We start from the raw sequence: 19,812 nt of genomic DNA on the forward strand, positions 1-19,812 counted from the left end.
GCCGCTTTGTCTTGCTCAGGTGGCGTTTTTTTATACCTGTAAAAAGTTCAATATAAATTAACCATAACTATGTTCATCTTGCGCTTCGCCAAACCTTTAGTCCCTTTGTCTTGCTCAGGTGGCGTTTTTTATACCTATACAAAACCCAAATTACCTATTTGCCTCAAGCCTTACTTCGCCACTACAGTCGTGACTTAGAAATTACCCCTTATCCAGCATTTATTTGTATAGATATTTCTACTCATCAATATTTGTTTACGATTTGACACCTGTTTAAACTGAAATGTCATGTGGTTCTCTTATAATAAGCAGGACAAGTTGAAAACCTTTAAATTTAAAATGAACAGATTAAGTAATCTACAACCGGTTTCTAAAGACTTGATGATCAAGATTTATATTTTAAGAACCATGATGTACTGCGGGGTTCTGTGGGGACTATTTGATGAAGGCTGGGCCATTAAATCAGATCAGGAAGATTTTATTTTTCCGTTCTGGCTAAATGGAGTACAAGCACATCGATACGCCAAAACTCACTGGCCCAATTACAAGCCAAGAAAAATTACCCCAAAAGACTTCCATGAATCTTTATTACCTACTTTAACACGGTTAAAAGTCACTCCTGCTTTATTTAACTCATCTCATCGCAAGTTGAAGTTATCTACACAGCAAATGCATCATTTCTTTTTTAATCATCCGAAATGGCAGGTAGCTTAAAGTTTCTTTGAGCTACCCAAGATAGCGTGCTTTTTGAACGCTTAAGCATAAAACTTATATTTGAATGACTAGCAAGTCTTTGCATTTTTCAAAAATCGAGCTAATTTAAATCAAAATGATAAAACAACAGGACAGAAGAAATGACTATCGTTGCACAAGTAATTAAGAACAAATCTGAACAAGCCATTTTTACAATTTCACCCGAAGCAACTGTCCTCGAAGCAATTACGATTATGGCTGAAAAAGGTATTGGTGCTTTAGTCGTAGCAGAAGGTGAACAGGTTGTCGGTATCCTATCTGAACGTGATTACACACGAAAAGTAACGCTTATGGAGCGTTCGTCTTATAGCACTACAGTTGCTGAAATTATGACAGCAAAAGTGATTACGGTAGGTTTAAATAATACGGTTGAAGAATGTTTACAGCTTATGACCGATCGTCATTTACGCCACTTACCTGTATTAGATAATGGAAAATTGGTTGGTTTCATTTCAATTGGTGATTTGGTTAAAGCCGCTATGGAAGATCAGAAAGTTTTGATTGAACAATTAAAGCAATATATTTCAGGCTAAATACAAAAATAAAAATGGGCGATTAACGCCCATTTTTATTGTCCTTAAACTTAAAGATAATTCGTAATTAATGCGACTAAACGCTCTAGCAAAATATCAGCTTGAGCTTGTGTCATGTTAATTGGCGGTAATAAACGCACCACCGAACCTGCCGTAACGTTAATAATAAGTTTGTATTCATCACGAGCAATCGCAACGAGCTCAGCACAATCTTTAGGTAATTGGATACCAATCATCATACCGAAACCACGTACTTGCACATTCTTATCCGACAATTGAGCACGTAATTGGTCAACAATATAATTACCCACTACTGCTGCATTCTCTACTGCATTCTCCTTCTGGATCGTATCAATTACCGTGTAAACCACACGAGAACCCAGTACTGTACCACCATAAGTAGAACCATGACTGCCAGGCCCTAACAACCCTACCGCTTTACCTTGAGTCATTACAGCACCCACTGGAAAACCGTTACCCAAACCTTTTGCAGTAGTCAAAACATCCGGAATAATATTTGTATGTTGATACGCAAAGTATTTACCAGTACGGCCATTACCAGTTTGGATTTCATCTAGCATCATTAACCAGTTGTGCTGGTTACAAATTTGGCGAACTTCTTCTAAATAGCTAAATCCTTGTGGTGCAGTATTAATACCACCTTCACCTTGAATTGGTTCAATTAAAATAGCAACGATATCTGGATGCTGTAAGGCAGCCTCTTGGATGGCTTCAATATCACCAAATGGCACTCGAACAAAGCCTTCCACTAAAGGTGCAAAACCGTCTTGTACTTTCTTGTTACCAGTTGCTGAAAGTGTCGCTAAAGTACGTCCATGAAATGACTGCTCAGCAACAATAATCTTTGGCAAGCTTATACCTTGTTGAGTACCAAATTTACGAGCAATTTTAATTGCCCCTTCATTTGACTCGGCGCCGCTGTTTGAAAAGAAAATTTCTTCCATACCTGAAACTTCAGCAAGCTTTTGAGCAGCCGCAGTTTGCCAAGGAATTTCAAACAAATTACTCGTATGCACTAGTGTAGCTGCTTGCTCTGCAATGGCTTCTGCAATAGCAGGATGAGCGTGCCCTAAACCACATACAGCAATACCAGTGAGTGCATCTAAATATTCTGTACCATCTTGTGTATAAAGATACGCCCCTCGGCCTCGAACAAAACTGATCGCTTGGCGACCATAAGTAGCCATTAAATGTGTTGGTTGATCAGGTTGTACTGGAGCTAGGGTAATATCAGTCATCACGAACTCTGTCTGTATGAGGTTTTAAGAAGGGTTTATATAAACAAAAACTTGCACTGATGAAAAGTCTCATCATTCATTTATCTAAAATTTCGTCTGCTTTTTGCTATCGCTTCGGTTTATACAATAAAATATTGAATATTCTGTGCAACTTTAAGCAACAAGGCGGTTTGCAAAGCGATGTGAACACCCCCTATAATGCTGCAAGATTAGTTGAGGATCTATTTATGACTGAACAAGCACGTGATACTGAAGCGTTAATTCGCGATCAAATTGCGAAGCATCCCGTTTTACTTTACATGAAAGGCACTCCACAGTTTCCACAATGTGGTTTCTCTGCACGTGCAGTAGAGGCGCTCAGTCAAATTGGTCGTCCATTTGCATATGTGAACATCTTAGAAAACCCTGATATTCGTGCAACTTTACCAAAAATTGCAAACTGGCCTACTTTCCCACAATTATGGGTAAATGGCGAGCTTATTGGTGGTAGCGATATCATGCTTGAAATGTTCCAAAATGGCGAATTAAAACCATTAATCGAACAATACAGCGCAGCTCCAGAAGCTTAATAATAAAAAAGCCAATCAAAAGATTGGCTTTTTTATACTTATAAATTTAACAATCACTTATACCGACATAACGAAATAGTCCATCTACACCAAGATCTGCTTTTAAAATAGTTAAATTTTTATATGGTGTAGTCGTTATCGCATCAAAAATATTCATGTTCGGATCTTCATGTAACTCATCTACGTTTTGATTCATAACTTCTTCAAAACGGTCAGCAACAAATTCAAATCCTAAGTCCATTGCAATAAATACTGTATGTTCACAAGGTTGAACATATTGCTCTTGTGTCCAATCAATAACAGCAAGCTTACAAATCGGGCAAATAATATTAGCGGTTGCGTTCTCTAATTCAACTAACTGGTAAGACATATTATTTAAAAAATCGAGAAAAATATATTGTAGGAGAATTAGCCTATAAGCGCCATATTTGCTTATTAATTTAAGAAAATAAATTACAAAATAATTTCAATGTAATTACAATGAAATTTCAAATTATTTAATACTCTCTTTTAAGGTTTATTTATAAGCTTTTTACAAAAAATTAAAATCAAACTTTATCGTTGCAAAAGTAATAATGTAAAATCTTTAGTGTTGCATAAATAGGATATTTTAATGCTCACAGATCTTGATGATTTTTATTGTTTTGCCCTTGTTGTTGAGCATGGTGGATTTAGTGCCGCCGAACGTGTTACGGATATTCCAAAATCAAAATTAAGTCGTCGTGTTTATAACTTAGAGGAAAATTTAGGGGTTCGCTTAATTCAGCGCAGTTCTCGTCATTTTGCAGTTACCGATATTGGTATGGATATTTATAGACACGCCCAAGTCATGATGAATGCCGCACAAGCAGCTCATGATTTGGTTGATCACTTAAGTATTCAACCTAGGGGGGTAGTCAAAGTAAGCGTTCCTGTAGACATAGCACAAAATCAGCTACCCAAAATTTTACCGGCATTTTTAAAAAAATATCCTGAAATTCGTTTACAACTTATTGTAAGTAATCGACGCGTTGATGTAATTAATGAAGGGATTGATATTGCTCTACGGGTCAGATCTAAACTAGATGATGACCCTAGTCTGGTACTAAGACAGTTTGCGCTAATAGAACAAAGTCTCTTTGCAAGCCAAGCTTATTTAAATGAGTTTGGTAATATTAAGTCACCTGATGAGTTAAGTGATCATCGTATTTTAAGCTTGTCTGAAGAGCATTTAGATCAACAATTTATATTGCATGGCCCAGACAACCAACTGAAGAAAGTGAAAGTTAGCCCAACCATCATGGGAACAAATATTTATATGCTTGCCCAACTTGCAAGTCAAAATTGTGGTATTGCCTTGTTACCTGACACAGCAGCTGAGGATTTTGTAAAATCAGGTCAACTTGTACAAATCTTGCCAGACTGGAAAGCAGCCCACGGTATATTCCATGCTGTTTATCCGTCACGAAGAGGTTTACTGCCTGCTGTACGTGTATTTATTGATTATTTGGTAGAACATCTTTCAGAACATCCATAAATCAAAGCGGCATAAAAAAGTTCGATAGATTATCGAACTTTTTATGCATATTAAATTTCTGGATAATTTCCCACACCTTCGGGCCACGGCGTTAATAATTCAAACCCTGTATCTGTAACAGCAACCATATGTTCCCATTGAGCAGATAACGAATGATCTTGGGTAATTACGGTCCAGCCGTCACTTAATTCTTTTACCTGAGGTTTGCCTGCATTAACCATAGGTTCAATTGTAAAGACCATCCCTTTTTTCAAAACAAGACCTTGGCCGCGTTGTCCATAATGCAGAATATTAGGTTGTTCATGATAAACTTTACCAATGCCATGCCCGCAATATTCACGAACAATGCTATATCCTTCGCGATGAGCGACCGATTGAATAGCGTAACCAATATCCCCTAAAGTCGCCCCTGGTTTAACTGCATGTATACCAGCGACCATTGCGTCATAAGTAGTTTCAACTAATTTTTTAGCATGTGGATTTACGTTACCGACATAGTACATACGGCTCGTATCACCAAAATAGCCATCTTTAATAATTGCTACATCAATATTAATAATATCTCCATCTTTTAAAATTTTATTTTGAGAAGGGATACCGTGACATACCACTTCATTGACTGAAGTACATATTGTTTTTGTGAATCCATGATAACCCACATTAGCAGGTATAACTTTTAAAGTATTTACGATGTAATCATTACAAATATTGTCTAAATATTCAGTTGTTACACCTGGCTTAACATACTCCCCTATCATTTCTAAAACTTGTGCAGCCAAACGCCCAGAAACTCTTAATTTTTCTAGATCTTGTTCAGTTTTAATTGTAACAGTAGAAGCTCTCATTCAATTTTATCCTCGTAGGCACTGCTTTTACCACGCCCACAAAAATGTTAGTTAATTTAGAATATTTTAGAATGGATATAGGATAGGCGGAAAGCTTTAAATGTCCAAATATTCAACATTCATAATAGAAATTTATATTTTCATTTTTACACAATTTCTTTAAAAAGTCAGACCTAAAAAATGTTTTCTTTATTTCTTTCAATGAGTTTTCAAGTAGATAACTTAACCAGTTGATATTTTTAATATCTCTGGATGATTGATACGGCCTAAAAAAAAGCTTTTTCACATAAAATAGCGCTTGATCATGATCTCTTTTGCTCTAAAATTCTTTCTTTTTTGTTAAATTTAATTTATGCAACAGCTTCGTACCGGAGATATTATTGCCTTAGGTTTTATGACCTTTGCCCTCTTTATTGGGGCTGGTAATATTATCTTTCCTCCCATTGTCGCTCAACAAGCTGGTGATCATGTATGGCTAGCTGCCATAGGTTTTTTGATTACTGCCGTTGGTTTACCTGTAATTACCATTATGGCCCTCTCTCGTATGCAGGGTTCCATTGAAATTATTAGTTCACCGCTAGGTCGTATCGCAAGTCTGATCTTAACTGTAGTTTGTTATCTATCAGTTGGCCCTTTATTTGCTACACCACGCACCGCAACTGTTTCTTATGAAATTGGTTTCTCATCTTATTTTGGAACGTCTAGCAGTAGCCTTTTAATTTACAGTGCAATTTACTTCGCATTTGTAACTGTCGTTTCTTTATATCCGAACAAGCTTTTAGACACAGTTGGACATGTTCTAGCTCCTCTGAAAATTATCGCTTTAGCAATTTTAGGTATTGCAGCGGTTATGATTCCTGCGGGTTATGTTCCTGCTCCAATTAATCATTACGTTAACTCTCCTGTTTCAGAAGGTTTCGTAAATGGTTATCTCACCATGGATACTTTAGGTGCCTTAGTATTTGGTATCGTCATTATTCAAGCGATCTATTCGCGTGGTGTTACTGATAACAAGCTAGTAACCAAGTATGCAATTATTGCCAGCCTTATTTCTGGTGTAGGACTTACTTTAGTTTACTTAAGCTTATTTAAATTAGGTTTGGGTAGTCATGAAGTCGCTCCTAATGCAGCAAATGGTGCTGTAATCCTACATGCATATGTTCAACATGCTTTTGGGAATATGGGTTCACTCTTCTTAACAGGCCTCATTTTCTTAGCATGTATGGTTACTGCAATTGGCTTAACTTGTGCATGTGCTGAATATTTCGCTCAACTTACTAAGTTGCCATATAAGCTTTTAGTTTTCATCTTAGTTGGTTTCTCTTTCATTATTTCCAACCTTGGATTGACTAAGCTAATTGCCGTATCAGTACCTGTCTTGAGTGCAATTTATCCGCCTGCAATTGTAGTTATTATGCTCAGTTTCTTCTGGAAATTTTGGCATAAACCATCTTTTATTGTCGGTTCAGTAACAAGCATTGCTTTAATTTTCGGAATTATTGACGGGCTTAAGGTTGCAGGCTTTGGTGATTACCTCCCTAATTTCCTTCAACACTTACCGTTAAATGAACAAAACTTGGCATGGTTGATCCCATCTTTAGTTGTTCTTGTAGTGACTACTCTTATCGACAAAGTTAAACATAAAAGCATTTAATCTGATGTTTTTTTGAAATCGAGTTTTACCCAAACATGATTTTATATATTGAATAAAATGCTGCGTTTACCCAACCAGCATTTTATTTCTAACATCAGCATTTAGTGACAATTCAACTATAGATATAATTAATTTTTACTGTAATATTACACTAAAATAATTTTTAGCTTACTCAGGAAAGAAGAGCATAAATGAAAAGTAAATATTATTTAACATTAGCAGATGCTGAGTTTTTAATGGAAGAAGCTCAGAAATATGCAATTGAACACAACTTTAAAGTCAGTATAGCCATTGTTGATGAAACAAGCTCTTTATTACTTATGAAACGTCTAGATGGCGCTTCTCCTCTCACCACGCATCTTTGCTTAGAAAAAGCTAAATGCTCATCAATGAGCGGTCGTCCTTCAAAATTTTACGAAGAGCTTCTTCAAAATGGTCGTCTTGGTTTCTTGAGTATGCCAAGTGCTAAAGGTATGCTAGAAGGCGGAAAAGCGATTATTTATGAAGGCCAGATTTTAGGCGCGATTGGTGTTTCAGGTGTTCAATCTTTTGAAGATGCTGAAATTGCTCAACACGCTATTGATGTTTTTTTAAAAAAACAAAGTAGCTAAAGCAAATTTAAAGAACAGAGAAATTATTACACTTTTCATTTAAATAATTTCTCTTTTCTAAAAAAGTAATTATTTTATACAAAAATGTTTAATATTTACTTTTTTAATACCTTAACCATTTATAAACATAGAAGTTTTTATAAAACTGTTCAAAAAATTTTCTATTGACTATTGAATTAAGCTAAAAATACAAGTACAACATTAAACTTATTCTTGACTAAAACATTCGGTTTTAGCGCAACCACAAGGAGGGATGGAGATGTTATCATTACATTTCAACAAACAAGTCTTCATTAACACTCTGAACAGCAAAGATTCAGTTGTTTATGGAGTAACGACGCTTGCTCTTATGCTGACTTTACTGTTTCAAGGTATGATTAAAGGGAATCTGAAACCCGAATACTTTATGTATGCCATGGTTGTTTCTTTTGTATTTTGTGTATGGGCCTTTGTCGACCACAAAATGCGAAAATTAGCTAAAAGACGACTTAGTCAACAGAAATAAGAATTCTAAAAATGGATGAGCGATCATCCATTTTTATTTGCTTAAAAACAATAAAATTGTCCCCATCACTAAAATAGCAGTTGCTAATAGCTCAGTAATAATTAAAGCGAACATCATAAACGTCATCAACCATGTAGGTAAACTGAAATGCCCTAACCTATGAGGTTGTTTAAACTGATTGGTCGTATCCTGCAAAAATCCGTGGATGATATAAACTAAAATTGAGAAACTAAAAAACAGTATATTTGCCAATACACACCATAAAGCAATATCTTCATTTAAAATCGTGAAATAGCTCAATACAGCCAGAATAAGTGTGGCTGCTGCATAAAGCAAACTGCTTCTATGTGCAATATCTACATAATAATGTGCGCGGCTTAATTCGGAACGGCGTATTTGCCAATATTTCCATACCCCAGTTAACATTCCTATCCATAAAAAGACACCACTAAAGACAATAGCCAGCTGTACAGCTTTTGATAAATCCATAATTTCCATTATTCGTTTTATTAAGATTTGATGAGCTATATAACATAAATCTTGACTTTATAGTCACATATTAATCAAGTGCCTTTTCAGAACTCATGTACATTAAGGTAAATGATTAGCCAATTAACTTTAAATCTATGGATAAGACTTTTGAATCTTTTTGGATTACCTGTAAAGATGGTTATCAGCTTGCAGCTCAATTTTATCCTGCTCAAGAAAAGAAAGCTGGATACCCTATCTTGATTTGTCCAGCAACAGGTATAACTAAAAACTTTTATCACTCTTTCGCAACGTGGTTAAGCCAACAAGGCTATGATGTATTGAGTTTTGACTTCCGTGGTATTGGCGAGTCCCTACATGGAGCTTTAAAACAAAGTACCGCAAGTATTACCGACTGGGGAACACTTGATATTCCTGCTGCAATTGATGCCTTATTAATAAAAACGAAAGCAAATCAAGTTATTCTTATTGGGCATAGTGCTGGCGGACAACTACTAGGAGTCGTACCTAACTATAATAAAGTAACAAAAGTGATAACGGTTGCAGGCTCAACAGGACATATTAAAGGCCTTAAAGGAAAAACCAAGGTTTTAGCGCCAGTTATGTTTAATCTTATCTTCCCTATTTCTAGTCTTTTTAAAGGTTATGGAGCAACTCAATTCATTGGTATGGGAGAAAACCTACCTAAAAAAGTTGCTCAACAATGGCGAGAGTTTTGTAGCCGTCCCGGATATGTAAAAAACGCCATAGGCAAGACAATTTTTCATGATTTTCATTCAGATATTCAATGTCCAATTACTGCTATTTGGGCTGATGATGATGAGATTGCAACCAAACGTAACGTACAAGAATTATTAAGTTTATATCCAAATGCAAATAAAAAAATGATTGAGCTTAGCCCAAAAGATTTAGGCTATAAATCAATTGGTCATATGCTGTTATTTAAAAAATCACATCAAAAACTCTGGTCTATTTTAGAACAAGAAATTAAACATTAATCACTGCTTTTATTTTCGCCTCTAAGTCAGTAATCCGGCTTAGAGGTTTTTTTGTATTAAAAACGAGCAGCTTTTTACTTAAATGCGTCGATATACCGTTAAAGTTCTGCTAAGGTAATTCATCTGAAGCTGTTGTCAAAAAACAGGTATATTTACTTGTTTAATGCAAACAGCTTCTTTTTTTCTGTTTTAGCTAAAGCCAAAGAAATTGTTCAAGGATAATTATGCTAGCACTAGAGCCTCAACATATTCATATGAATCAACATGCTGTTGATAAAACACATGCATTAAAGTGTCTAGTAGATATATTAGAAAAAGATGGGTTAGTTACGCCTGAATATATAACGGGACTCATCAATCGTGAACAACAAAGCGCGACTTATTTAGGCCAAGGCATTGCCATTCCTCACGGTACTCCTCAATCACGTGAGTATATTTTAAAAACAGGGATTCGCTTAGCCCATTTCCCCGAAGGTGTGATCTGGGATGGAGAAAATAAAATTTATTTAGCTGTAGTGATTGCAGCAAAATCTGATGAACATTTGCAAGTTTTGCAAATTCTTACTCGTGCATTAATGCATGACGTCAGTGAACAAGTAAAGAATGCTTCTAAACCTGAGCAGATTATCGAATTACTACAAGCTCAGCCATTATCTTTAGCGCTTCATGAAAATCTTATTCAAACCGAAATCGACGCACAAGATATCGAAGATTTATTTTGGGCAGCTTCTCAAACACTCAAAAAACATAATTTTGTAAAATGTGGTTTTCTAAGTTCACTTGATCCAGAACAAGCCATTCAACTGCAAGATCAAATCTGGTCCATTTCTAGCAATCACTTTGTTCAGCAACCAGCTATTAGCATTACTAAACCATCACAGGCTTTAGAGCTAAATGGTAAAAAGCTGAACACCCTCGTTTGTATAGCAGCCAATGACCAACTCGATAATGAAAGATTTAATCGTTTAATTGATATTTTATTTAACCCTGAGCAAGTTGCCGAGCTAGATAAAACTCAAACTCCAAATGAAATTGCAAAAATTATTGGAGCTGACGTTGTTCCTGACTGGCCTCAACGTTCAGTAGTACTGGCAAATGCACACGGTTTACATGCCCGACCAGCTACACACCTTGTCAATCTTACAAAAACCTTTCAAGGCGATATCCAAGTTGCAGTAGACGATGGTAGCTTTGTTTCTGCCAAAAGTTTAACTCGTCTTTTAGCATTAGGTTGTAAGCGTGGCCAAACTCTACGTTTTATCGCTGAGCCAGAAACCGATGCCATAGAGGCTTTAGATCAAGTTATTTTGGCAGTGCAGCAAGGCCTAGGTGAAGAAGTTGAAGCGCTACCTGTAACCAGTGAAACACCTGACCAGCTCCCTGCTCAAACGGTAATATCAAATGCTACGACATTGGGTAACAATACGGGCATTGCAGCATCAAGTGGCTTAGCTTTTGGACCTGTCCATGTGATTAAACCAAAGGTTTATCAATATGAACGTATGGGTTCAGGCGTAAAAGTCGAGAAAGAAAATTTAGATATTGCCCTACATGCAGTAAAAAACAATATTCACCAAGTCATAGCCAAAGCTGATGCCTCTGAAATTAAACAAATCTTTCGAGCTCACCTAGAAATGCTTGATGATCCTGATTTAATTAATGGTGTATATCAAAAAATTTATCAAAATTTATCAGCGCCAGCTGCGTGGCATGAACATATTGAAGCTGCAGCTAAAGCACAGGAAGCACTACCAGATCGTTTACTCGCTGAACGCGCAACAGATCTACGTGACATTGGTGACAGAGTTTTAACCCAATTATGTGGTGAAGTGGTTATTGAAGAGCCTAAAGAGCCTTATATTCTAATCATGCATGACGTTGGGCCAAGTGATGTCGCTCGTCTAAACAAAGACCGTGTCGCAGGTATTCTAACTGCTATAGGTGGTGCAAGTGCGCATAGTGCAATTGTCGCACGTGCTTTAGGCATTCCAGCTATTGTTGGTGCTGGTGAACAAGTCCTAGAAATTGATCCGAAAAGCACTTTACTTATTAATGGTGATACGGGAACTTTTGTTTTAGATCCAGATGCTGCACAAATCGAACAAGCCAAGCAAGAGCGTGAGCAACAGCGTCAAATTCGTGAAGAAGCTGAACGTCATAGCCACGAGCCAGCAATTACCTTAGATCAACATCAAATCGAAATTGCAGCCAATTTGGGTAAAGTTCAAGCGACAGCACAAGCAGTAGAATGTGGTGCTGAAGCAATTGGCCTACTTAGAACCGAACTTGTTTTTATGTCTCATAGCAGTGCACCTAACGAGGCTGTTCAAGAAGCTGATTACCGAGTTGTATTAGATGCACTTGCAGGTCGCCCGCTTGTGGTACGTACATTAGACGTAGGTGGTGATAAACCTTTACCTTACTTACCAATTGCTGAAGAAGAAAACCCATTCTTAGGTTTAAGAGGAATCCGTTTAACTTTAAGACGCCCTGAACTTTTAAAACAGCAATTAACCGCTCTACTAAAAGCATCTGATAATCGTCCGTTACGAATTATGTTCCCTATGATTGGACGCGTTGAAGAATGGCGTGCTGCCAAGGCAATTCTTGAGGAAGTAAGAGCCCAACATCCATGTGACAATTTACAAGTTGGCATTATGATTGAGGTTCCGTCTGCTGCTTTACTTGCACCGGTTCTTGCACAAGAAGTCGACTTTTTCAGTATCGGCACAAATGACCTGACACAATATACTTTAGCGATTGACCGAGGCCACCCAATACTCTCAGCGGAAGCAGACGGATTACATCCAAGTATTCTTAATTTGATTGATCAAACAGTGAAAGCTGCCCACAAACATGGCAAATGGGTAGGAATCTGTGGTGAGCTTGCAGCAGACCCTAAAGCTGTACCTATTCTCATGGGATTAGGTGTAGATGAACTGAGTATGTCCCCAAATAGCATTCCTTTAGTAAAAGCTCAAATCCGTACACTAAGCTATAGCCATGCTCAAAAGCTTGCGCAACAAGCTTTACTATGCGATAGCGCCCCTGCTGTGCGCCAGCTATCTGAACAAGACTTATAAGATTGGGAATAGTAATGGCTAAAATTTTAACAATTACTTTAAACCCTGCAATTGATGTAACCATTCAACTGAATGAGTTATTAGTAGGAGAAGTGAACCGACAAGAGTCGGTAGAAATACATGCGGCTGGCAAAGGCCTTAATGTTGCTCAAGTATTAAAAGACTTAGGTCATGATGTAATCGTAACCGGCTTTTTAGGTGAGCATAATCGACAAATTTTCGATACACATTTTGCACAAGCTCAATTTCAACCTGAGTTTATTTATATTGATGGTGAAACACGTCAAAATATAAAAATTGCTGAGCATTCTGGGCGGATGACAGATTTAAATGGCAAAGGTTTCTTTGTTTCTGAAACAGACAAACAAAGCCTATTTAATAAGATTGAAGCTCTGTTACCACAAGTCGAGGTTGTTGCAATAGCTGGTAGCCTCCCGCAAGGTTTTAGTATTGATGAGTTACAACAACTTATTCAACTGATCAAAAAAAATAATAAGAAAGTTGCCCTAGATACCAGTGGTAAAGCATTGGTTGCTGCAATTGAATGTCAACCTTGGATGATCAAACCGAATACCGATGAGTTGGTTGAAAGTTATCAACGTCCAGCAACAAGCTATGCTGAACAAAGAGAACTTTTTGATAGCTTAACCAATATTGAGCATGTGGTTATCTCAATGGGTGAAGATGGCGTAAATTGGTTACACGCCACTCACCCCTTACATGCTCAAGCACCAAAAGTTATCGTAAAAAGTACAGTAGGCGCTGGTGATTCACTCTTAGCCGGCATGATCCATGGGCTTGTTAACCAACTGCCCCCTGAAGAGACCTTAAAAACTGCGACAGCCATTGCAAGCCATGCTGTAACACAAATTGGTTTTCGAATCCCTACTTCTGAGGTTCTAAACCAATTAAAAGCACAAACTATTATCAATTCATTGAGTGAATCTGATGCAAACTGCTAAACATTTATTATTTGTCACTAATAGTCCGCAACAGCAAGTCAATGCTTTAATCTTGGCTCGTAAACTTGCTTTAGTCGCAACCCAACACGGCTATAAACACAGTGTCATTTCACTCGATGAGTTTGAATCAAGCGATCATTTTGATCATGTCATTATTATTGGACAGCAACCTAAAAATCTAAATATTTTTGGTCAAAACGCTTTATCTTTAGTTTCTATTGAAGATATTAAAGATGATGCAGACAAAGCACTTTTAACGGCACTTGAACACTCAAAACCAGCAAATGAGTGGGAACAAAAACCTAAGCAAGCTTCAAATACCGCAACTCATTTTGTTGCCATTACTGCTTGCCCAACTGGAGTTGCCCATACATTTATGGCAGCTGAAGCGTTACAACAAGGTGCAGAAAGACTTGGGTATCAAATTGATGTAGAAACTCAAGGTTCTGTAGGTGCGAAGAATATTTTATCACCTCAAGCGATTGCTGATGCCGATATTGTTATTCTTGCTACTGACATTGAAGTCAACACTGACCGCTTTGTAGGTAAACGTCTCTATAGATGTAGCACTGGTTTTGCTTTAAAACAAACCGACAAGGCTTTTGCTGAGGCAATTGCTAATGCTCAGGTTTTAGAACAAGGTAAACAGCAAGCAACAACGGAAAATAAGGATAAAACTGAAAAAGTTGGTGTATATAAACACTTATTAACTGGCGTTTCTTATATGCTACCTATGGTTGTTGCGGGTGGCTTGCTAATTGCACTTTCTTTATGTTTTGGCCTAAATGCAGCAGAACAAGCTGGTAGTCTGCCAGCCATATTAAAACAGATTGGCGCAGCAGCATTTACCCTCATGGTACCCATGCTGTCGGGTTATATTGCATATTCCATTGCAGATCGCCCTGGTCTTGCACCTGGTTTAATCGGTGGGTTATTGGCAGCACAGTTACAAGCAGGATTTTTAGGCGGTATTGTTTCTGGCTTCCTTGCAGGTTATATCGCGTTATTTATTGCTAAAAAAGTTAAGCTTCCAACTAGCTTAGAGTCCCTTAAGCCCATTTTGATTATTCCATTATTAGGAACATTATCTGTTGGACTGATTATGTTCTATGTGGTAGGTCAACCTGTAGCGCATATTTTTGAGTTAATGAAAGATTTCCTCAACAACATGGGCACAACAAATGCTGTATTAATGGGAATTATTCTGGCAAGTATGATGTGTATTGATTTGGGCGGACCAATCAATAAAGCTGCTTATGCTTTTACAGTCGGACTACTTACCACCAATACCTATATGCCAATGGCAGCCACGATGGCAGGCGGTATGGTTCCTGCAATTGGGATGGCAATTGCAACTTTCCTCGCTAGAAATAAATTTAGTACTGGTGAAAAAGATGCAGGTAAAGCTGCATTTGTGCTTGGTTTATGCTTTATTTCAGAAGGTGCAATTCCATTTGCAGCAAAAGATCCAATGCGCGTTATTCCAACCTGTATTCTAGGTGGCGCAGTAACTGGTGCATTAGTTGCTTTATTTCACTGTGAGCTTGTGACTCCACACGGCGGTGTATTTGTACTACTGATTCCAAATGCAATCAATCATGCGTGGTTGTATCTTGCAGCAATTGCGGCTGGAAGTATCGTAACGGGAGTAAGTTATGCCATTATTAAAAAGAATCAAGAAGAAAAATTATTAACAAACTCATAATTTAAAAAGGGAGAATATAAATTCTCCCTTTTTATTAGTGCTCAATTTTTTAGATTAATTTGAACCGCATGTATCATCAGTTGTTCTAAAGTAAAACACTAAAAATTTAATTTGAAGCCACACTCATCTTTTAATTTCAAAATTTGTAGAATTACATTTGAATCTTTGAGAAATAATTACCCCTTATTCACACAAATAATTTTAACATTTAAAATCAACAACTTACAAACAAATATTCATTAATTTTATAGATAATTCATCAATTGTGTTAAATGTATGGTAAATTTTCATCTTCAAAAAATCATTTAAACATATGATTAATTTAAATATTTACCTATTGAATGGATTTATTTTTTTAAGTTATGACTTTGTAGACAAAAAATTTTGATAGAAATGTCACGTTCAAAACGAGTTTTTTTTTCTACGATTCTCATGCAAATAAATATCGTTCATTTTACGACCAAGCGAGTAGCCAAGTTCAAATAAACGGTAAGGAATAAGTTTTATCAGAAGAGGAAAATTTATAGTTTGTCCTTGTTAATCAAACAATATAAATTTTGCTCATGACTTAAAGTCCTGATATAACTTGCTTAGTGAAACTATATTTTTCCACTATTAAAATAAGTTTCATAAAATGCGATCCACCAAGGTATGGGGAAAAGTCAATGACAAAGAAGTATGCGCGTTTTTTACCTACAACAGAATCTTTCACTCTTGAAGATTTTCCATATTATTGGATTACTCAGGTCCATGCTCAATATGTACAAAATATTGATAATGCCCTCAAAAAATATGGCCTAGATAATTCACGTCGACGTATTATGCTTGCACTAAGTAGTAAACCTCACGCTAGCGTATCAGAGCTATCTGATATGATTATTTCAAAAATGTCGACTACCACTAAAATTGTTTATCGCTTAAAAGATGAAGGTTTAGTTGAAACCTATTCTTGCCAATCAGATGGTCGTATTACACGTGTATATCTTACCGAACGTGGTACAGAAATGATTAATAAAATTAATGATCTAACGAGTGTAGTACTTGAACAATCATTCGAAGGTATCACCCCTCTTCAACTAGAAAAAATGATGGAAAGCTTAAAATTGCTTTTAAAAAATCTTTCTCGATAATTGTTGTTTTTAATATTTTAAAACGATTAATTCTCAAGCTCTCTCATGAGAGCTTTTTTTATTATTTTCTCTTATGTTTACAGGAATATAGACTTCATAAAGTAATCAATTAAACACTATGCTTGTTGACTTGTTCCTTCAACTCCAGTAGAAACTCTCTCTTAATATCTCTAACGTAATTTTAGGAAAAAATGGCTAAAAGAAAATATAAGAGTGATAAGTTTCAAGTACGTCGTATTAACCGTCAATGGTGGGTACTTGAAAAAGATTTAGAAACTAACTGTTACAGCAAGCATGAACAGGTAGCTACTAAGACATTAGCTAACAATTATGCTGACGATTATATAGAGCAGTATTATATGAACCTCTACATTCAACAACAGTTGAAAAAACCGGAAACCGTATAAAAAGCCTCCATGGCTTTTTTTATTTATAATTTAATAAGTTAAATAAAATTAAAATAATAAAATTTTGACATAAAAAAAACCTACATCTTGGGGAAAATGTAGGCTATAAAATGCACAAAAAGGAATTATATATCCTTTTTGATGAAAAGAATTCTACGATAATATAAGACCTTATTTTATATTACTTTTGTAAAGTTAATAGTATTTATTGTATTAACCTCTAATAACTTAAATGCTTTTTCTTTATAAATTTTTTCTCATAAATATTTAAATTAATTAACTCTTCACGAGTTAAAATGTTTTTGATGTATGAATTTTTTATAAAAAACTCTATTTGAATTTTATAAACAACTGTTTTAACAAGTTTTTTACAAAAATACGCATAATTTTTTCAAGTTAAAATTCTACATTTCATAATCTTTAGGAGATTAAAAGTTAATAAATAACATATGCATAGAGGATTAATAAAATTTTTATTTAAAAAAAACCTTTATTAGAGACGAAAAAAACATCAAATATTAATTTTTTATAGCTTTTGTGGTGACGACACAACTATTACAATACAGTTTATAAATAGTTTAACTCTTCAGCAGTTTTAGGCATGTTATGACTTCAATGTCGAACACTACCCAAAAGCATTTTATTGTTGAGCAGTTTCCTTTACCGACTTGGGTCAGTGATGAAAAAGGCTTAATTTTATACTGCAATACGGAGTGTACAAAGTACTGGCGCGATACTTCTCCTCCATTGTTTCAACAATGGCTAGATTTCGTGTACCCTGCCGATTTAGAAGAAGTTAAAAACAAATGGTTAGTGCGATACGACTCCGATCAAGAATTGAATTTAAATGCCGTCTTTTGCATAAAACCCATTATTATCGATGGTGTAAAATTTCTATTCAATTGTCGAAATACCATGAATCTTCTCAAGAAAATGAATGGTTTATTAGTTTTCTAGATATTGACCAAGATATACAAGAGCAGCAAAGCTTACGAAAAGATATCGATATACAAAATCAAATGCTCGATATCAGTGTCGATTGTATTAAGGTTTTAAATACAGATGGCACTGTATCTCATATGAATAAATCAGGATGCCTTGCATTAGGTATACCTGTAGATGAAAAAAAATTTGGCATGAGATGGTTAGATCTTTTACCCCCTCATATTCGTAAACGTGGAAGAGTTGCTTTAAAAAAAGCCCTACAAGGTAAAGTAGCCCGATTCGCCGGCATGAGTTGTTTACCAAATCAAGAGCCTGAGTATTGGGATAATATGCTCACCCCAATTCAACATACAAACGGCGAAATTATTCAGATATTGTGTGTTTCGCGAAATGTCACTCAACAGTATCTTACCGAAAACCGTCTAAGAGATATTAGCGAGAGAGATGAACTTACAGGATTATTTAATAGACGTTCATTTAAGCTACAACTAAAACGCACCCTAGCCTACTCAAGAGAAACCCAAACCAGTGTAGGGCTACTTTTAATTGATCTAGATCATTTCAAGCATATTAATGACACTATAGGTCATAGTGCTGGTGACCACTTATTAAAAATACTTTCTAAACGTTTTAATCAGTGCGTAGATCCTGAAAGATGTTCAGTTGCCAGATTAGGTGGTGATGAGTTTGCAGTTATTGTTAGCCATTTAGAAAATGAGAATGATGTTCGTGAACTTGCTGAAGTATTGCTTCAACAACTCAATCAACCCATTACATATGCTGGGAATGTGCTCAACGGCGGCATGAGCATCGGCTGCGCCATTTATCCTCAAGATGCAGTTGATCAATCGAGCTTATTAAGTTGTGCCGATATGGCATTACATGACTTAAAAGCCCGTGGTCGTGGCGGCATACGTATGTATAACCCAAGTATGATGCAGTTAACCGAGGCAATCGCCTCTCAACTCAACATTGCTCGCCAGCTTATTCGTCATCATACCATTCAGCCCTACTATCAACCCAAAGTCGATCTAAAAACTCATGCTGTAGTGGGCTTTGAAGCATTACTCCGCTGGCATACGACTTCGGCCCAAAGAGGTTTGCCTTCTCAGATTGCTGAAGCTTTTAAAGACTACGATTTAGCCAGTAAAATTGGTGAAATCATGCAACAACAAGTTTTGCATGATATTGCTAAATGGATAAAGTTAGGTTTTGAGCCGCTTCCTGTTTCTCTAAATGCCGCACCGGTTGAGTTTTTAAGAGATAACTATGCTGAACGTTTATTAAAAAAGATTAATCAACTTGAAATTCCTACCCATTTAATTGAAATAGAAGTTACTGAACATATGCTGGGTGACCGTGGTTCTGAATATGTTATTCGCGCGCTCAATAAACTAAAACAGCATGGGGTACGCATTGCTTTAGATGACTTCGGAACAGGTTTCTCTTCATTAACACATATAAGAGACTATCCGATTGATTGCTTAAAAGTTGATTGTAGCTTTATACAAAAGATGCAACATGATCCATCCATTTATGCAATTGTTCAGGCAATTGGCTTACTTGCTCCAAATCTCTCACTCGGATTAATTGCAGAAGGTATTGAAACACCAGAACAAGAAGAATTACTTCTTCAATTTGGATACAACATAGGGCAAGGTTTTTTATTTGAATCAGCTATTGACGCTAATCAGGTGATTTCTATTCTTAAACAGGGTCAGGCTTATCTAGAAAGTCACTATTCTATGAATTAATCATTTATCTTACACACTAAAAACAAACAATAAAAATTATAAAATTGGCGATAATATAACCATAACGATAACAAGTTTAGGTTCTTCAACAATA

At 36.2% G+C, this 19,812-nt stretch carries 17 protein-coding genes and 1 pseudogene; 14 read left to right on the forward strand and 4 right to left on the reverse strand.

The window, feature by feature from the left end:
* Nucleotides 1-339: 339 nt before the first annotated feature.
* Both RFX69_RS02820 and RFX69_RS02825 read left to right on the forward strand, forming a co-directional pair.
* A complete protein-coding gene (locus tag RFX69_RS02820) occupies nucleotides 340-714 on the forward strand; it encodes a DUF2750 domain-containing protein (protein ID WP_202962345.1) in 375 nt (124 codons plus the stop codon).
* Between the two features lie 140 nt (nucleotides 715-854).
* Complete coding sequence (locus tag RFX69_RS02825) at nucleotides 855-1,286, forward strand: CBS domain-containing protein (protein WP_000156920.1); 432 nt, start codon at nucleotides 855-857, stop codon at nucleotides 1,284-1,286.
* Between the two features lie 50 nt (nucleotides 1,287-1,336).
* Here RFX69_RS02825 and RFX69_RS02830 read toward each other — a convergent pair whose 3' ends face one another.
* Nucleotides 1,337-2,545 carry an aspartate aminotransferase family protein gene (locus tag RFX69_RS02830; protein ID WP_000129947.1) on the reverse strand — a complete coding sequence of 403 codons (1,209 nt, stop codon included), beginning with the start codon at nucleotides 2,543-2,545 and terminating at the stop codon, nucleotides 1,337-1,339.
* A 227-nt stretch (nucleotides 2,546-2,772) separates the two neighbouring features.
* Between RFX69_RS02830 and grxD the strand changes: the two genes are divergently transcribed.
* Nucleotides 2,773-3,114, forward strand: a complete 342-nt coding sequence (gene grxD / locus RFX69_RS02835; RefSeq protein WP_000138830.1) for a Grx4 family monothiol glutaredoxin — start codon at nucleotides 2,773-2,775, stop codon at nucleotides 3,112-3,114.
* A gap of 46 nt (nucleotides 3,115-3,160) precedes the next feature.
* Here the strand turns inward: grxD and RFX69_RS02840 are convergent, their stop codons facing one another.
* Nucleotides 3,161-3,484, reverse strand: coding sequence for a hypothetical protein (locus tag RFX69_RS02840; protein WP_000121846.1), 324 nt, complete (start codon nucleotides 3,482-3,484; stop codon nucleotides 3,161-3,163).
* Between the two features lie 243 nt (nucleotides 3,485-3,727).
* Here RFX69_RS02840 and RFX69_RS02845 point away from each other — a divergent pair, with 243 nt between their 5' ends.
* The gene (locus tag RFX69_RS02845; RefSeq protein ID WP_000954523.1) at nucleotides 3,728-4,630 is read left to right on the forward strand and encodes a LysR family transcriptional regulator; all 903 of its coding nucleotides are present in this window, start codon (nucleotides 3,728-3,730) and stop codon (nucleotides 4,628-4,630) included.
* Nucleotides 4,631-4,680: 50 nt separating this feature from the next.
* On the opposite strand, the gene map is transcribed toward RFX69_RS02845, so the two are convergent.
* The gene (gene map, locus RFX69_RS02850; RefSeq protein WP_289332573.1) at nucleotides 4,681-5,475 is read right to left on the reverse strand and encodes a type I methionyl aminopeptidase; all 795 of its coding nucleotides are present in this window, start codon (nucleotides 5,473-5,475) and stop codon (nucleotides 4,681-4,683) included.
* Between the two features lie 352 nt (nucleotides 5,476-5,827).
* Between map and brnQ the strand changes: the two genes are divergently transcribed.
* The 3 genes from brnQ to RFX69_RS02865 all read left to right on the forward strand — a co-directional run bounded on the left by brnQ (nucleotide 5,828) and on the right by RFX69_RS02865 (nucleotide 8,245).
* The gene (gene brnQ / locus RFX69_RS02855) at nucleotides 5,828-7,129 is read left to right on the forward strand and encodes a branched-chain amino acid transport system II carrier protein (RefSeq protein WP_001186685.1); all 1,302 of its coding nucleotides are present in this window, start codon (nucleotides 5,828-5,830) and stop codon (nucleotides 7,127-7,129) included.
* Between the two features lie 191 nt (nucleotides 7,130-7,320).
* Complete coding sequence (locus RFX69_RS02860) at nucleotides 7,321-7,740, forward strand: heme-binding protein (protein ID WP_000838063.1); 420 nt, start codon at nucleotides 7,321-7,323, stop codon at nucleotides 7,738-7,740.
* A gap of 259 nt (nucleotides 7,741-7,999) precedes the next feature.
* A complete protein-coding gene (locus RFX69_RS02865) occupies nucleotides 8,000-8,245 on the forward strand; it encodes a hypothetical protein (protein WP_000949688.1) in 246 nt (81 codons plus the stop codon).
* A 33-nt stretch (nucleotides 8,246-8,278) separates the two neighbouring features.
* On the opposite strand, the gene RFX69_RS02870 is transcribed toward RFX69_RS02865, so the two are convergent.
* A complete protein-coding gene (locus RFX69_RS02870; protein ID WP_000365974.1) occupies nucleotides 8,279-8,734 on the reverse strand; it encodes a hypothetical protein in 456 nt (151 codons plus the stop codon).
* A gap of 137 nt (nucleotides 8,735-8,871) precedes the next feature.
* Between RFX69_RS02870 and RFX69_RS02875 the strand changes: the two genes are divergently transcribed.
* From RFX69_RS02875 to RFX69_RS02905, 7 genes and pseudogenes are all read left to right on the forward strand, one after another.
* Nucleotides 8,872-9,732, forward strand: coding sequence for an alpha/beta fold hydrolase (locus RFX69_RS02875; protein ID WP_289332572.1), 861 nt, complete (start codon nucleotides 8,872-8,874; stop codon nucleotides 9,730-9,732).
* Between the two features lie 224 nt (nucleotides 9,733-9,956).
* Nucleotides 9,957-12,815, forward strand: coding sequence for a phosphoenolpyruvate--protein phosphotransferase (gene ptsP / locus RFX69_RS02880; RefSeq protein WP_289332571.1), 2,859 nt, complete (start codon nucleotides 9,957-9,959; stop codon nucleotides 12,813-12,815).
* Nucleotides 12,816-12,829: 14 nt separating this feature from the next.
* Nucleotides 12,830-13,777: a 1-phosphofructokinase gene (pfkB, locus tag RFX69_RS02885; RefSeq protein WP_001062803.1), complete on the forward strand. Its 948-nt coding sequence runs from the start codon at nucleotides 12,830-12,832 to the stop codon at nucleotides 13,775-13,777.
* A complete protein-coding gene (locus tag RFX69_RS02890) occupies nucleotides 13,764-15,482 on the forward strand; it encodes a fructose-specific PTS transporter subunit EIIC (protein ID WP_289332570.1) in 1,719 nt (572 codons plus the stop codon). The genes pfkB and RFX69_RS02890 overlap by 14 nt, the downstream gene beginning before the upstream one ends.
* 665 nt (nucleotides 15,483-16,147) lie before the next feature.
* Nucleotides 16,148-16,612, forward strand: coding sequence for a MarR family winged helix-turn-helix transcriptional regulator (locus RFX69_RS02895; protein WP_000163427.1), 465 nt, complete (start codon nucleotides 16,148-16,150; stop codon nucleotides 16,610-16,612).
* A 191-nt stretch (nucleotides 16,613-16,803) separates the two neighbouring features.
* Nucleotides 16,804-17,019, forward strand: a complete 216-nt coding sequence (locus tag RFX69_RS02900) for a hypothetical protein (protein WP_001129188.1) — start codon at nucleotides 16,804-16,806, stop codon at nucleotides 17,017-17,019.
* 606 nt (nucleotides 17,020-17,625) lie between these two features.
* Nucleotides 17,626-19,718 (forward strand): annotated as a pseudogene (locus RFX69_RS02905) (EAL domain-containing protein).
* Nucleotides 19,719-19,812 lie beyond the last annotated feature (94 nt).

The sequence above is a fragment of the Acinetobacter sp. 148 genome (assembly GCF_031196675.1).
Classification (GTDB): Bacteria; Pseudomonadota; Gammaproteobacteria; order Pseudomonadales; family Moraxellaceae; genus Acinetobacter; species Acinetobacter baumannii.

Bases quoted from the DNA above. Each gene is read 5' to 3' on its own strand.
- RFX69_RS02825 (WP_000156920.1), top strand. From the start codon at position 855: ATGACTATCGTTGCACAAGTAATTAAGAACAAATCTGAACAAGCCATT.
- brnQ (WP_001186685.1), top strand. From the start codon at position 5,828: ATGCAACAGCTTCGTACCGGAGATATTATTGCCTTAGGTTTTATGACC.
- RFX69_RS02860 (WP_000838063.1), top strand. From the start codon at position 7,321: ATGAAAAGTAAATATTATTTAACATTAGCAGATGCTGAGTTTTTAATG.
- RFX69_RS02845 (WP_000954523.1), top strand. From the start codon at position 3,728: ATGCTCACAGATCTTGATGATTTTTATTGTTTTGCCCTTGTTGTTGAG.
- RFX69_RS02840 (WP_000121846.1), bottom strand. From the start codon at position 3,484: ATGTCTTACCAGTTAGTTGAATTAGAGAACGCAACCGCTAATATTATT.
- RFX69_RS02875 (WP_289332572.1), top strand. From the start codon at position 8,872: ATGGATAAGACTTTTGAATCTTTTTGGATTACCTGTAAAGATGGTTAT.
- pfkB (WP_001062803.1), top strand. From the start codon at position 12,830: ATGGCTAAAATTTTAACAATTACTTTAAACCCTGCAATTGATGTAACC.
- RFX69_RS02900 (WP_001129188.1), top strand. From the start codon at position 16,804: ATGGCTAAAAGAAAATATAAGAGTGATAAGTTTCAAGTACGTCGTATT.
- map (WP_289332573.1), bottom strand. From the start codon at position 5,475: ATGAGAGCTTCTACTGTTACAATTAAAACTGAACAAGATCTAGAAAAA.
- ptsP (WP_289332571.1), top strand. From the start codon at position 9,957: ATGCTAGCACTAGAGCCTCAACATATTCATATGAATCAACATGCTGTT.
- RFX69_RS02830 (WP_000129947.1), bottom strand. From the start codon at position 2,545: ATGACTGATATTACCCTAGCTCCAGTACAACCTGATCAACCAACACAT.
- RFX69_RS02820 (WP_202962345.1), top strand. From the start codon at position 340: ATGAACAGATTAAGTAATCTACAACCGGTTTCTAAAGACTTGATGATC.
- grxD (WP_000138830.1), top strand. From the start codon at position 2,773: ATGACTGAACAAGCACGTGATACTGAAGCGTTAATTCGCGATCAAATT.
- RFX69_RS02865 (WP_000949688.1), top strand. From the start codon at position 8,000: ATGTTATCATTACATTTCAACAAACAAGTCTTCATTAACACTCTGAAC.
- RFX69_RS02890 (WP_289332570.1), top strand. From the start codon at position 13,764: ATGCAAACTGCTAAACATTTATTATTTGTCACTAATAGTCCGCAACAG.
- RFX69_RS02895 (WP_000163427.1), top strand. From the start codon at position 16,148: ATGACAAAGAAGTATGCGCGTTTTTTACCTACAACAGAATCTTTCACT.
- RFX69_RS02870 (WP_000365974.1), bottom strand. From the start codon at position 8,734: ATGGATTTATCAAAAGCTGTACAGCTGGCTATTGTCTTTAGTGGTGTC.